10 protein-coding genes and 1 pseudogene are annotated in these 13460 nt (G+C 67.2%); 6 read left to right on the top strand and 5 right to left on the bottom strand.

Features of this window, described 5'->3' with window-relative positions:
* Positions 1 to 143: 143 nt before the first annotated feature.
* From ACT3S2_RS03530 to ACT3S2_RS03545, 4 genes and pseudogenes are all read left to right on the top strand, one after another.
* Positions 144 to 1514, top strand: a pseudogene (locus ACT3S2_RS03530) (3-hydroxyacyl-CoA dehydrogenase NAD-binding domain-containing protein); the annotation flags it as partial.
* Between the two features lie 145 nt (positions 1515 to 1659).
* On the top strand, positions 1660 to 2235 hold the full coding sequence (locus ACT3S2_RS03535) for a 3-hydroxyacyl-CoA dehydrogenase family protein (RefSeq protein ID WP_444561240.1): 576 nt from the start codon (positions 1660 to 1662) through the stop codon (positions 2233 to 2235).
* Between the two features lie 78 nt (positions 2236 to 2313).
* Entirely contained in the window at positions 2314 to 2694 is a 381-nt protein-coding gene (locus ACT3S2_RS03540; RefSeq protein ID WP_444555031.1) for an ArsR/SmtB family transcription factor, read from the top strand.
* On the top strand, positions 2691 to 3614 hold the full coding sequence (locus ACT3S2_RS03545; protein WP_444555032.1) for a cation diffusion facilitator family transporter: 924 nt from the start codon (positions 2691 to 2693) through the stop codon (positions 3612 to 3614). The genes ACT3S2_RS03540 and ACT3S2_RS03545 overlap by 4 nt, the downstream gene beginning before the upstream one ends.
* Before the next feature lie 27 nt (positions 3615 to 3641).
* On the opposite strand, the gene ACT3S2_RS03550 is transcribed toward ACT3S2_RS03545, so the two are convergent.
* From ACT3S2_RS03550 to ACT3S2_RS03560, 3 genes are read right to left on the bottom strand one after another with little or no spacing between them, the layout of a single operon-like run.
* Positions 3642 to 6992 carry an ATP-binding protein gene (locus tag ACT3S2_RS03550; protein ID WP_444555033.1) on the bottom strand — a complete coding sequence of 1117 codons (3351 nt, stop codon included), beginning with the start codon at positions 6990 to 6992 and terminating at the stop codon, positions 3642 to 3644.
* Positions 6989 to 7810: a DUF4194 domain-containing protein gene (locus ACT3S2_RS03555; protein ID WP_444555034.1), complete on the bottom strand. Its 822-nt coding sequence runs from the start codon at positions 7808 to 7810 to the stop codon at positions 6989 to 6991. Before ACT3S2_RS03555 ends, ACT3S2_RS03550 begins: the two co-directional genes overlap by 4 nt.
* Positions 7807 to 9264 (bottom strand): DUF3375 domain-containing protein, encoded by a 1458-nt coding sequence (locus tag ACT3S2_RS03560; RefSeq protein WP_444555035.1) that lies wholly within the window; start codon positions 9262 to 9264, stop codon positions 7807 to 7809. Before ACT3S2_RS03560 ends, ACT3S2_RS03555 begins: the two co-directional genes overlap by 4 nt.
* A 240-nt stretch (positions 9265 to 9504) precedes the next feature.
* On the opposite strand from ACT3S2_RS03560, the gene ACT3S2_RS03565 reads away from it, so the two are divergent.
* Entirely contained in the window at positions 9505 to 10851 is a 1347-nt protein-coding gene (locus tag ACT3S2_RS03565) for a polysaccharide deacetylase family protein (protein ID WP_444561241.1), read from the top strand.
* A 6-nt stretch (positions 10852 to 10857) separates the two neighbouring features.
* On the opposite strand, the gene ACT3S2_RS03570 is transcribed toward ACT3S2_RS03565, so the two are convergent.
* Positions 10858 to 11865: an aldo/keto reductase gene (locus ACT3S2_RS03570; protein WP_444555037.1), complete on the bottom strand. Its 1008-nt coding sequence runs from the start codon at positions 11863 to 11865 to the stop codon at positions 10858 to 10860.
* Between the two features lie 67 nt (positions 11866 to 11932).
* Positions 11933 to 12835 carry a dihydrodipicolinate synthase family protein gene (locus tag ACT3S2_RS03575; RefSeq protein WP_444561242.1) on the bottom strand — a complete coding sequence of 301 codons (903 nt, stop codon included), beginning with the start codon at positions 12833 to 12835 and terminating at the stop codon, positions 11933 to 11935.
* A gap of 118 nt (positions 12836 to 12953) precedes the next feature.
* On the opposite strand from ACT3S2_RS03575, the gene ACT3S2_RS03580 reads away from it, so the two are divergent.
* Positions 12954 to 13457 carry an SRPBCC family protein gene (locus ACT3S2_RS03580; RefSeq protein WP_444555039.1) on the top strand — a complete coding sequence of 168 codons (504 nt, stop codon included), beginning with the start codon at positions 12954 to 12956 and terminating at the stop codon, positions 13455 to 13457.
* Positions 13458 to 13460: the final 3 nt, after the last annotated feature.

Consider the following 13460-nt stretch of genomic DNA (forward strand, 5'->3'; position numbering starts at 1 on the left):
TCGGGGCAACCGGCGCCATGATCCTGGGAACCCTGGTCGACGAACTTGAACGGCGTGAGCTCGAGCGTGGCCTCGCCACCCTCTGCGACGACGACGGAATCGTCACCCTGACCATGAACGACCCCGAGGCCTCGGTCAATACAATGAGCGACGCCTACCAGGCCTCGATGGCCGAAACCGTCGAGATGCTGGAAGCGCAGCGGGAAGAGATCACCGGAGTCATCCTGACCAGCGCCAAGAAGGCCTTCTTTGCCGGCGGGGACCTCGAAGCGATCTATCGGACCACTGCCGAAGACGCCGATAAACTCTTCGACCAGGCCCAAACCATCAAAGCCCAACTGCGGCGCCTCGAGCAGCTGGGAGTCCCGGTGGTGGCTGCGCTTAATGGCACGGCACTAGGCGGCGGACTAGAAATTGCGCTAGCCTGCCATCGCCGTATCGCGGTGAACAGCCCCGGAAACAAATTCGGCCTCCCCGAAGTAGGGCTGGGACTGCTGCCCGGCGGCGGAATCACCCGGATGGTGCGGATGCTGGGCATCCAGAAGGCGTTGATGGACTGGTTGCTCCAGGGTCAACAGCGTGACCCCGAGGCGGCACACCAGCAGGGTGTCGTGGATGAACTGGTCGACAGCCCCGAGGCACTGCTGCCCGCCGCTCGAGCCTGGACCCATAACCAGCAGCAGGAGGAGCCGAATACCCAACCCTGGGCGGCGAAGGGATACAAAATTCCCGGTGGAACCGCGGCATCGCCATCGATGGCCGCCATTCTTCCGTCCCTGCCTGCACTGCTGCGCCAACAGCTCAAGGGAGCAGACCTTCCGGCGCCCCGGGCGATCCTCAGCACGGCCGTGGAAGGGACGCTGGTTGACTTCGATACCGCATGCCGTATCGAGTCGCGGGCCTTCGCCAACCTCGTGGTTGGCCGCACGGCCAAGGCCATGATCCAGGCCTTCTTCTTCGACCAGCAGTCGATCGGTTCAGGCCGGCTCCGCCCGCAGGGGCCGAAGCCGCAGAAAGTCGGCACCGTCGCGATCCTCGGCGCCGGGATGATGGGCGCCGGGATGATGGGCGCCGGGATCGCCTATTCCTGCGCTCGGGCAGGCATCGACGTGGTGCTGAAGGACGTCGATCAGGCGGGTGCCGAGAAGGGCAAGTCCCATGTCTCGGATGTGCTCGCCAGCCAGGTGTCCAAGGGGCGGCTGGACCAGGAATCGACGGATTCGATCCTGGCCCGAGTCCACCCGACGGGTCGGGCCGCAGACCTGGCGAGGGCAGAGGTGGTCATCGAGGGGGTCTTTGAGAACCTCGAGTTGAAATCCGCTGTCTTCGCTGAAGCCGAAACCGAGCTGCCTGCCGAGGCGCTGCTGTGCTCGAATACCTCGACGCTGCCCATCTCAACGCTGCAGGGCACGAGCGGACGCCCATAGGATTTCGTGGGGCTCCATTTCTTCTCCCCGGTGGAGAAGATGAAGCTGGTGGAGATCATCCGAGGAGACCAGACCTCGGATGCCACCGTCGCTCGGGCCTACGATCTGGTCCAGCAGATCCGGAAGATCCCGATCACCGTCGGGGACGGCCGTGGGTTCTATACCTCCAGGGTCTTCGGGACGCTGATCGTGGAGGCCACGGCATTACTGGAGGAGGGGGGTGGATCCGCATGTGATCGAACGTGCAGCCACCCAGGCGGGCTTCCCTGCCCCTCCGCTGGTTCTGCTGGACGAGGTCTCGCTGACGCTGGCCCAGCACACCCGGGCCGAAGAAGAAAAGGAATACGCGGCCGCCGGTGCGGTCCGCGAACCCGCAGCGGGGGAACGCCTCATTGACACGATGGTCGATGACTATGGCAGAAAAGGCCGCGCCGCAGGAGGCGGGTTCTACGACTATCCGACAGGCGGCGGCAAGACCTTGTGGCCGGGGCTCAGGGAACACTTCGCCCGCGGGACCGAGCTCGCCTCGAAGGACATCCAGGACCGCTACCTCTTCCGCATGGCGCTGGAGACGGCCCATTGCTTCGAGAATGGCGTCCTGACGGATACTGCCTCGGCAAATATCGGCTCGATCTTCGGGGTCGGGTTCCCCCCGGGGACCGGCGGGGCCGCCACCTTCATCACGAACCACGAAGGGGGCATCGCGGGCTTCGTGGCCCGGGCCGACGAGCTGGCCGACGTCTATGGTGAGCGCTTCCGCCCCCGGGACTGGTTGCGTTCCCGGGTGGGGATGGGGTCCCTGATCTGAGGTCCGCAGTCTTCCCGCCGGCTCCGGCAGGCGGGAAGGCCCCTCGCAATCAACGCTGGATACGGCTATCATCGTTATATGACGATGATAATGCGGAAGGGCGAACCGACGACGGGACCGCTGGCCCCGGCGGCGGCCCTGTTCCACGGGCTGGCCGATCCGACCCGATTGCTGATCCTGCGCCATCTGCGCACCGGGGAACATAAAGTCAGGGAACTGACCGAGCATCTGGGCCTGGCCCAGAGCACGGTCAGCGCACATCTGACCTGCCTGCGTGATTGCGGGCTGGTGTCGTCACGGCCGGTCGGCCGCGCCAGCATGTACTCGCTGGCCGAACCCGAGCACATCGACGTCCTGCTTCTCGCCGCCGAGACCCTGTTGGCCGACAGCGGCAACGAGGTCGCCCTGGCCGCCCACCATTGGCACGAGTCCCACCGCACCGGGCCGGAGTGCACATGAGTCATTCGCATTCCCACGACCACAGTGGCGGAGCCGTCGAGCACCGGCCCCGGCTGGCCATCGCGTTCGGGATCACCGCGGTCATTCTCATTGCCGAAGTCATCGGTGCGGTCGTCACCGGCTCGCTAGCCCTGCTCGTCGATGCCGCCCACATGCTCACGGACGCGGCCGGCCTGCTCATGGCCCTGACTGCGGCGACCCTCATGGGACGCCCGGCCACCGACCGGCGCACCTGGGGCTTCCGACGGGCCGAGGTGCTCTCGGCCACCGCCCAGTCCACGCTGCTGCTCGCCGTTGGACTCTATGCCATGATCGACGGCATCCGCCGGCTCTTCGCCCCGCCCGAGGTCGCGGCCACCGGGCTGCTGGTCTTCGGGATCGTCGGACTGGTCGGGAACATCATTGCGATCGTCGTGCTCAGCTCCGGACGCGGGGCGAACCTGAACATGCGCGCCGCCTTCCTGGAGGTCGTCAACGACGCCCTCGGCTCGGTGGCGGTGATCGTCGGCGCCATCGTCATCAGCACGACCGGGTGGATGCGCGCGGACGCACTGGCGGCCATGTTCATCAGTGCCCTGATCCTGCCCCGGGCGTTCCGGCTGCTGCGTGAGACGACGTCCATCCTGCTGGAATCGACCCCGCGCGGGTTGGACCTGGAGGAGGTCAGACGGCACCTGCTCTCCCAGGATCTAGTCCTTTCGGTCCACGATCTGCACGCCTCGCAGATCGCTACCGGCCTGCCGGTGCTCACCGCGCACGTCGTGGTCCATGAGGATGCCTTCCACGACGGTAGGGCCTCGAGCATGCTGGACTCGTTGCAGGACTGCGTGGCCGGGCACTTCGACGTGTCCATCGAGCACTCGACGTTCCAGATCGAAACCGAACGCCATGCCGAACACGAACAGCGCTTCCACCCGTAGCCGCCGGTCCGGGGCCGGCCCCACGGCTCAGCGCAGGATGATGTCCGTGGCCAGGGCGGGGGAGCGGCCGGTCTCGACGAAACCCGAGACGTTCGAGGCGGGATGCTTGATGATGTCCGAGACCGAACCCAGATGCAGGGCCAGATCGATCTTGTCCTCCGGGGCGGCCAGCAACAACTGGAAGCCGAACTCCTGCAGCGCGTTGATGCCGGCGGCGGCGTACTCCGCGTTGGCCTGGATGAACGCCTCGTCGATCATCACGGTCCCGTAGGTCGTGAAGCCCTGCAGGGCGAAGCCCAACTGGTAGGCCAAGGCGGCGCCCATGATGAACGAGGTGAAGCGTTGGCCCTCACCGCCGGAGAGCGTGCCCGGTTCCAACCCGTTTTCGATCTCACCGCCGGGCTTATGCTCGTTGCAGCTGATCCGCACATGTTGGCGCACGTCCAGAACGGTATCCCGCCAGGCTTGCCGTGCCGGATCGTCCAGGGCGTCCACCAGCTGCTCCAACGCCTTGTAGTTCGCACTCAATTCCTCCACCCCGCGGGAGCCGTAGGCGTTGCCGAGCGCCTCCTTGAGCGCGGTGCGGAAATCGCGGGCCTCTTCCGGGACGACCGTGGTGACTTCCAGACGCAGGTACGAGCCATGCTCGAAGGGGACATCGGCCAGGATCTGGTTCAACGGCAGGATGCGTTCACCGATCCCGCGGCGTTCCTCCTCCAACAGCTGCAGCAGATCCGAGAAGCGTTCGTAGGAACGGTTGGAGAAGTATTCGCGGAACTCCTCCTGGCGTTGCGGCAGCCCCTCCTGGACGATCGCCCGGTGCAGTGCCACATAGTGCGGGGCGCTTTCGATGCCGGTGCCGAAGGAAGCAGAGGTGGTCATGCCGAAGTCGCGGGCAAATTGGCGGAACGTCTCGGTGAGCGTGGCCTCGGTGGAGAAGACGAGTTCACGCACCTCCGTGGTGCGTTCGCCCAGATCCAGTGAGGTCGCCGACACCGCCGCATCCAGTTCGGCGAGGTCGAAGTCCTCGCCGGCCTCCAACCGGTGCATTGCCTCGGCCAGCAGCGGCTCGGCGCCCAGCTCTTCACGGGCCTGCGCCTCCGGGGCGGCCGCGGCGCTGGAGGCACGGGCCGCCTCGAGCTGGGTGCTCGCGGTCGCCGCCCGGGACTCGAGCGTCGCGGTCTGGTTGCGCAGTACCGCCAGCCGTCCGACGGCGGATTCCAGTTCGGTGCGGGCCGTCTCCAGGGCGGTGCGCAGCCCGGCCAGGTCGGTGCTGGAATCCATGGCCTCGGCGATCCGGGTCTCCAGCTCCTCGACGGCGGCGCCCTGGACCGAGGAATCCAGCGCGGAGAAGGGACGTTCGTCAGCGACCAGCTCGCGCAGCAGGGAGAGTTTGCGGGCCAGGGAATCCTTGGAACGGCTGCGTTCGGCGGCCAGCTCCTCGGCTTGGGCCCGGTCGGCGTCCAACTGGTCGACCTGGACGGTCAGTTCGGAGATCTTCTCCTCGTTAGTGAAGCCCAACAGGTAGTCCGAGGCCGCCACGGGCCGGGTATCGCGTTCGAAGGAACCGCGGCCGGATTTGATCGTCCCGGCCCGGGAGATCGCCCGTCGTTCGGCGTGCAGGTCGGCATCGGTGGCCACGCAGATGAAATCGTGGTCGGCGGCGATCTTGCGTTGCAACCACTGGCCGGCCTCGGATAGCTTGAACTCCAGCTTCGTCACCAGGGCCTGGTCGGCGGCGGTGGCCACCGGGTCCCCGTCGCGGCCGCCGGGGACGTGGGCCGAGAGGTCGATCCACCGCAACCTGCCATAGCCTTCCAACCGATCCGCCGCCGCCGTCACCCGTTCGATGTCCTCGCCGCCGACCAACAGGGTGGTGGCCAGTGAGCGCAAGGCCTTCTCCGCCGCGGCGCGCCAGGGGCCGGCCCCGGGGGCCATGTCCATGAGCTCCCCGGCGAAGGGGAGGTCCTCGGCCGCGATCCCGGTTTCGGAGCAGATCCGGCGGCGGGCCGCCGCCGAGAGGCCGTCGATGTTCGAGCCCCTGCGGGCGTAGGAATCGATGTCCTGGCGCAGCTTCTGCGCCTTCTCGCGCGCCTCCATGGACGCGGCGATCGCCTCGTGTTCCATGGTGGTCGCATCCTTGGCCACCCCCTGCAGGGTTTCGGCGGTCACCGCCGCCTGGCGACGGGCCGCCTGCAGACCGGAAGCCGAGAACGTCAGCGCCACCCCGGCGTCGTGCATGCGGGCCTTCAGGGTGGAGGCGATCCCTTGGCGCTCGGCCAACCGTGAGCGGGCCGCCTCGAGTTCACGTTCAAGCGCCTGGACCGCCTGGCCTCCATGGGAGTCGTGTTGTTCGGTCAGTGAACGCACCCGTTCGGCCAGCACGGTCCGGGATTCGGAGACCTCGGAAATGGCGGTGCGGTTGGCCTTCAGTTCGGCGGCGATGGCGGCGGAGCGGGTGCCCAGCAGTTCGGCGGCCAGATGTTCGCGCAGCAGCGGCAATTGATGCCGCCCCAGGCCCTGGAGGTGGCGCAGGGATTCGGTGAGTTCCTGGTGGCGTCGATGCTGTTCGGGCACCAGCTCCAGGGCATCTCGTTGGGCGCGGGCCTCCTCGAGTTGGCGGTGGATCCCCCGCAGATGGGAGAAGTCCTCCACCGCGCCGGCAGCGGCCTTCAAGGTCGAGGGGACCTCCAGGACCTCATAGCGGAAGAATTGGTTGACCCCGCGGTCCAGGCCTTTGCCGTTCTGCAGGGTGCGCAGCAGCGAGAACGCCTTGTCGTTGTCGATACCCAGGCGCCGGCGGAACCGTTCGGCGAAGGTGCGGTGGACATCGAAGGCCTCGAACCCGGGGAGCACCTTCATCAGGGAGGACGGCGAGAACCTGCGGGAGCCGTGCTCTTCCAACGCCGCGGTATCCAGGGTGCCGTCCCCGATGACATAGTGCTTGCCGACCTGGCCCTCCAGGCCCTGGGCCGGAAGGTCGAACAGGACGGCGATGCAGGTCCGGGTCCCCAACCCGTCCTCGAAGGTCAGGGCCACGGCGCTCCAGGTGGCGCCGGGACGTTGATACAGGGTGCCGGTTTCGGTTGTGAAGCGACGTCCACGCATATAGGAGTAGGTGGTGCGCCGGTCCTTGCGGGTGGAGGCCTCATGGGCGGATTCGTTCAGTCGAGGGGCCGCATGGAAGATATGGCCGATTCCGTCGAACAGGGTGGACTTGCCGACGCCGGGGCGGCCGGTGAGCAAGGTGCCGTCGCGGTCCACATACAGTTCGTGCCGGCCGTGGAAGGTGCCCCAGTTGATGACCTGGATCGAGCACAGGCGCTGCTGTCCGGGGTTGATCGCCTCACCGAAGGGCAGGGTCTGGGAGATGGTCACTGGGCCGCCCCTTCGGGGTTGGTGGTGGTCACGGGGTCATCTTCGGCGTCGTCGTCGGGCTTCCCGGAGTCGTCCTCCGGGTCATCGGGGACGACGTCGGAATCCAGTTCCAGCGTCGGCTCCATCCCCTCGTCGGCGGCCCGGTCCAGGGACTGCAGATAGGCGGGGATCTCATCGATCGAATCGAAGGGCAGGGCCAGCGCCAGGGCCCCGGAGACCCGGTATTCGTGGTCGAGTTCGGTGGGCAGGATCAGTTTCAGGGCAGCCAGCCGGGCCAAGGAGGAATCGGTGAGCTCCTCGAGCCGCTTATCGTCCAGGGCCCCGGGATGGCGATGCTCCTCGAGGAGCTCCCGGGCCCCGGCGCGGGAGATCACCGGATCGGTTCCGGTGCCGGCATGACGGTCCAGCAGCAGCCGCAACCGCAGCGCCAACAGGGTCTCCTCGCGGCGCAGCGGCTTGCGGGGCACGATCGCGGTGGTGTGGACGGTCTGGGTCGGCACCGGTACGAGCAGGGCGATCTTCCGTTCGGGATCGATCTGCAGCTTCAGGAACAGCTCGGCAACGAAGGCGGAGATCTCCCGGCGTCGGTCCAGCACCAGTTGCCACAGCCGCGCATCGGCGCTCCCGTCCAGGTAGGGGCCGCGCAGCAAGCGGATCAGCGCCTGGCGCAGCGCCAACTCGAATCTGCCGGTGTCCCCGTCGAAGAGCTCTCCCTCGGCCCGGCGGCCCGAGGGGGTCGCGGTGTCCGGGGTCTGGTCGTCGTCCCCGGAGGCACCGTGGGGGGCGAGGGCGGGGGATTCGGGGTCCGGGTGGCTCATTCGGTGTCCTTCGCGAAGGTGATCACGGGCAGGTAGGCGGTGCGTTCGGAGCCGTCGACCTGGCTGAAGGTGATCGACTCGAATCTGGTGGTGTCCACGTCCCGTCCGGCGGTGCGGGCGGCCTCGATGAGGTAGCGGATGGTGTTCACATGGTGGTCCCTGGTCTCGAGCCCGGCGAACACGGAACCGAGGGTGAGGGGGCCCGCGGCGGAGTCCACCGCGGTGGCGATGGCCGTGTCGAGCCGGTCGGCATCGGCCTTCGGGGTGCTGGGGGTGCGTCGGATGTCGGCGCTGCTCATCGCCGGCGGTTCGGCGAGCTTCGGTGGGGCCACATGCTCCTGGGGGTCGAAGATCCCCAGGCCCGACAGGGTCGAGAAGGCCGGGGCGTACAGCTTCACCGCAGTGACCGGGGTCCGGGGGCCGAGTGCCTCGGAACCGGCGACCGCCAGTTCGGCGCTACGCACCGTCCGGCGCAGCAGGACCGAATCGCGGAATTCGTCGGACTGGACGAAGGCGTGCAGGGATTCCGAGAGCTTGCCATAGCTCGAATGCACTTCGGCGGCCTGGCGGCGCAGCTCACGCAGCAAGGTGGCCAGGGTATGGCGTTCCTGGGCGTTGAGGCCATCGACGAAATCACGTTCGAGTACTTCGTTGATGGCCTGGCGGAAGCGGTGTTGCCGGGTCGGATCGTTGAGGAACTCGGTGAACCCCCGGAACGTCTCGCCTTCGGCGGTGCTGCGCAGTTGCCTATCACCTTCCAAGACCCGGCCGACGGCCACGCCCTTGGCCACCGAGCCTTCCATGATCTCCCGTCTGACCTGGTGGAGCATATGCCGTACACCGTCGCGCATGCGCTTGAAGTCGGCCGGCAGGTTCGCCGCCAGATCCAGGATGCTGCGTGCCGCGGCCATGGCCCCGTCGGCCGGCAACACGGCCGGGGCGGCCCCGGAACGCAGGGCCCGGACCCGTTCGGTGCGTTCGGCGATCTCGGCTTCGAGCTGGCGGATCCGCGCCTCGGGGTCGGGATCGGTTTCATGGGCCAGGGACTCGATGCTGGTCAGCAGGGTGTTCAAGCGCGAGGAGTTCAAATTGGTCCCCGAGCCGGAGAAGCCTTCGAGGAAGGTCAGCACCCGGGCGGTATGGGCGGTCGGCTCGTAGACGAAGGAGCCATCGATCAGCGGCCGCGCCAGATATCCGGCCCGCACCCAGGAATCGGCGTACTGCTGGGCCTGCCAGGCGTCGTTGAGCGGTGTCCCGGCGGAGCGGAGATGCCGTAGGAAGGCCTGCAACGAGGCATGGAACGCCTCCAACCCCACGCGGGGACGGGCCTGGGTGAACTCGGCCCGCAGGAACGCGACCGTCCACGGCGTCGCCGAGAGCAGCTTCCAGGCGGGGGAGGACCTGAATTCCTGCTGGTCGGCCCACGTCGCAACGGCGGGTTCGATTGAAGGCATCTGCTACTTTCCGCCCCACACGGTGGGGGACGACGATGGACGGGTGATGGTCGAAAAGGAAGCCGCGGCAGCGCGACGAACGGCGTTCGCACCGTCGAGGGCCGGATGGTCATTCTAGGCCACAACCGACGTGTCGCGTGCGTCCGGATCAAAGGTCGGGGCTAGCGTGGAAGACAGCGGATGTTTGATCGCACCCCCGCCGGCCTTCGTCCGCTCGACGTGCTGAAAGAGGTAGCAATAATGTCCTCCGCCAGGAGAACACGCTCCACCGGTGCCCTGCTTCTGTCCTCCGCCCTGGCCGTTTCCCTGGGCCTGTCGGGCTGCGCCGCGGAATCCGGTGGCCAGGAAGGGCCTCCCGGAGGGGGCGCCTGGGCCTCCGGGCCGGGCCTGGCACCAGACGGCGGATCCGAGGGGCCCTCGGCAGCGGACCAGCGCGAGGCCGCGATCGATGAGGCCAGGACGGCGGCGGCGCACTACGACTACTCCACCGCCCTGGAACAGCTCGAGGATCTCGAGGGCGGGGACGTGTCCGATCTCATCGACAAGATCACCGCGCAGCAGAAGAAGGCGGTGACCTGGGAGGACAACTCGAAGATCTCCCACCTGTTCTTCCACTCGCTGATCGTTGACCCGAAGCGGGCCTTCGCCCCCGGACCCAGTGCGCAGGGATATGCCGACTACATGGTCACGGTCAAGGAATTCAAGGCCATCCTCGCCTCCGTCTACGACAAGGGCTATGTGCTGGTCAACCCGCACGACATCGCCCGCGAAAACGCCGACGGGGAGATGGAATACCGGCCGATTAAGTTGCCGCAGGGCAAGAAGCCGTTGGTCCTCTCCGAGGACGACGTCAGCTATTACGAATACATGGACGGCGACGGCTTCGCCACGAATCTGACCCTGGACGACGACGGGAACATCACCAACACCTACCAGGCCCCCTCCGGAACGACGGTCCATGGGGACTACGACCTGCCCACGGTCGTGGACGCATTCGTCCGTGAGCACCCCGATTTCTCCTACCACGGCAGCAAGGGCATCCTCGGACTGACCGGCTACAACGGGGTGCTGGGCTACCGCACCAGCGAGATCGAATACGGGGATGACCCGGAGGTCGACGTGAAGGCACAGACCAGGAAGGCGAAGAAGGTCGCCGGGGCCCTGAAGGACGAGGGCTGGGTCTTCGCCTCCCATACCTGGGGCCACTCCAACGTCACGAATTCGACGATGGCGCGGCTGAAGGCCGACACGAGGAAATGGGACCAGGAAGTCAGCCCCATCCTGGGGGACACCGACCTGCTGATCTTCCCGTTCGGCGCCGACATGTCGGGCACCGCCGCGTATTCCGGGGCGAAATACGAGCTGTTCAAGAAGGCGGGCTTCGATTTCTACTTCGGCATCGACGCCTCGACCCCCGCCTGGATGCAGCTCACCGACGACTATGTGCGCCAGGCCCGCATCAACGTGGACGGGTTGAGCATGAACGCGGCGCTGAAGGGCAAGCACCACGTCCTGGAGAAGTTCTTCGACGTGGAGGAGGTCATCGACCCGGCCCGGAGCCGGCACGCCCCGAAGGACGAGGAATAGGTCGGCTCAGGCCTGCGCGGCGGTGAACTCCTCGGTGTCGATGGTCCGCTGTTGACCGGGGTTGTACCGGGCGCCGTGCATGGTCTGTGAGTTGATGATCGTCCCGACCTCGGCGGCCGTGGCCTCATCGAGGGCGACGGAACCGGCGTCCAGATTCTCGTCGAGGTGCCCGGTGCTGGTGGTGCCGGGGATGGCATGGACGTGATCGCCCTGGGCCAGGATCCAGGCCAGCGCCAGCTGGGAGCAGGTGAGGCCCAGCCGTTCGGCGACCCGGCGGAAGGAATCGAGCAGTTGAAGGTTGGCCGGATAGTTCTCGGCGGTGAAACGCGGCAACACGTGGCGCAGGTCCTGCTCCGGGAGTTCGGAGGGATCGAGTAGCGTGCCGGCCAGGAAGCCCCGGGAGAGCGGGCTGAAGGCCACGAACGAGGTACCCAGCTCGCGGCAGGCATCCAGCACGCCCAGTTCGGAGTTCCGGGTGGCCAGCGAGTATTCGTTCTGCACGGCGGCGATCGGATGTTCGGTTGCCGCCCGGTAGAGGGTGGCCGTGGAGACCTCCGACAGGCCGATGGCCCCGATGGCCCCTTCGGCCACGAGGTCGGCCAGGGCGCCGACGCTTTCCTCCACCGGCACGTTCGGGTCCAGGCGGTGCAGGTAGTAGAGGTCGATGAAATCGGTGCCCAGCCGGTCCAACGAGGCCTCGGCTTGGGCCCTGATGGTTTCGGGTCGGCCGTCGATGCGTCCGCGTTCTCCCGGAGCCATGATCTCCAACCCGCACTTGCTGGCCAGGAAGTAGTCGTCACGGCGTTTTCCCAAGGCGGCGCCGACGAGTTCCTCGTTGCACCCCCTGCCGTACAGGGTGGCCGTGTCGAAATGGTCCACCCCCGCATCGAGGGCGTGACGCAGGAGCCTGGCGCCGTCGGCGTAGCTCGGGAAGTTCGAATACCCGTGGCTGAGGTTCATGCACCCCAGCCCCAGCGGGTTCACCGGGGAACCCGCCAAATTGCGCATTTTCATGCCCCCTTGTCTAGCACGAGTTACCCGGGAGTTCGAACCCTTGGTGCACAGGGGCGGTGCCGGATCGCTACAGCGGTTCGGACAGCTCCCCGAGCAGCCGGGCCAGGTCCCGCTGGCTGCTGCCGGGCAGGGGGAGCAGCGGGCGGCGTGGTTCCCCGGAATCGATGCCTGCCGCACGGGCCAGGGCGTGGAGGTTGCTGAGTTTGCGCAACGCATTGAATTCGCGCATCAACGGGGTGAGTTCCTCCTGCAGCCGGTTCGCTTCGACGATGTCCCCGTCGACCAGGGCGGCCCGCAGCGCCCCGAAGTGGGCCGGCAGCACCGAAGCCGGTCCGGAATGCCAGGCGTCGGCGGCGAAGCCCGCCTCGGCGATCAACGCGTCCCCGCTCATGCCGTGGCTGAAACCGGGGTGGACGCGGGAGGCCAAGGCCTCGTGGCGTTCGATGAAGGTCGCCAGATCGGCGGCCGTTTCCTTGATCGCCACGATCGTCGGCTCGGCGGCCAGCTCGGCGATGAGGTCCAGGGAGAAGGAGAAGTTGGTGGTCGCCGGGTTGGAATACAGGCAGATGGGCAGATCCGAGGCGGCGGCAACCAGCCGGCACTGGGTGGCGACCTCGTCGTCGTTCAGGGGCACATAGGACACGGTGGAAAGCAGCAGCCCGTCGACTCCTGCCGCCACGGCCGCCTCGACGTGGCGCATCAGTTCGGCGGTGGATACGGCGCTGACCCCTGCATGGACGGGCAGTGCTGGATTGACCTCGCGGACGGTCTCGACGGCGGTGGTGATCACTGCGGCGCGTTCGGCGGCGTCGAGGTAGGCGAAACTACCGGAGGAGCCCAGCACGACGATGGAATCGACCCCCGAAACCGCCAGCGTGGATAGATGACGGCGCAGGGCCGGATGATCGATCGCCCCGGAGTCGTCGAAGGGGGTGACGGGATAGGCAACGAGACCGTGGAATGCACTCATGGCCACACGCTAGCAGGGGCCGGTCGCGGTTTCGTCCAATTCGCGGCGCCGACGCGAGGAGGTACGCTCCGAACACGGTTGATGTTCAGCGGCCGGGCCAACGATCGGGAGGACCCGAATGAAGCGCACCATGCAGGTCAGCGACAGCGTCGACATCAAGGTCGACGCCGAGACGATCTGGACCCAGCTCGCCGACCCCGCCCAGATGCCCCGCTGGAGCCCGGAAAACACCGGGGCCACGACCCCCGCGGTGGGCCGTCCGCTGCAGGTGGGAGAGATCTTCGAGGGGACCAATCGTCGGGGGCGGGCCCGGTGGATCACCCGGTGTGTCGTCACGGCGTCGGACCCGGGGCGACGTTTCGCCTTCGACGTGGGCAGGATCGGTGTCCGTCGGCCGATGCTCCGCGGCAGGATCGCCAGTTGGGCCTACGACCTCGACGACGTTGACGGGGGCACCCGGGTCACCGAGACCTGGACCGATGGGAGGTCTAAATGGCCGGACTGGCTTGCCGGGGCCTTTGACCGCGCCGTCACCGGCGGCCAGCTTTTCGCGGAGTTCCAGCGCAAGAACATCCGTCGCACGCTGAACACGATGCGGGGCGAGTTCGAGCACGACGGCTGAGCC

Source organism: Arthrobacter sp. AOP36-A1-22 (assembly GCF_052377615.1).
Classification (GTDB): domain Bacteria; phylum Actinomycetota; class Actinomycetes; order Actinomycetales; family Micrococcaceae; genus Arthrobacter_H.

Coding starts and splice junctions, on each gene's coding strand:
- ACT3S2_RS03540 (WP_444555031.1), top strand. CDS start 2,314: ATGACGATGATAATGCGGAAGGGCGAACCGACGACGGGACCGCTGGCC.
- ACT3S2_RS03545 (WP_444555032.1), top strand. CDS start 2,691: ATGAGTCATTCGCATTCCCACGACCACAGTGGCGGAGCCGTCGAGCAC.
- ACT3S2_RS03555 (WP_444555034.1), bottom strand. CDS start 7,810: ATGAGCCACCCGGACCCCGAATCCCCCGCCCTCGCCCCCCACGGTGCC.
- ACT3S2_RS03560 (WP_444555035.1), bottom strand. CDS start 9,264: ATGCCTTCAATCGAACCCGCCGTTGCGACGTGGGCCGACCAGCAGGAA.
- ACT3S2_RS03565 (WP_444561241.1), top strand. CDS start 9,505: ATGTCCTCCGCCAGGAGAACACGCTCCACCGGTGCCCTGCTTCTGTCC.
- ACT3S2_RS03570 (WP_444555037.1), bottom strand. CDS start 11,865: ATGAAAATGCGCAATTTGGCGGGTTCCCCGGTGAACCCGCTGGGGCTG.
- ACT3S2_RS03575 (WP_444561242.1), bottom strand. CDS start 12,835: ATGAGTGCATTCCACGGTCTCGTTGCCTATCCCGTCACCCCCTTCGAC.
- ACT3S2_RS03580 (WP_444555039.1), top strand. CDS start 12,954: ATGAAGCGCACCATGCAGGTCAGCGACAGCGTCGACATCAAGGTCGAC.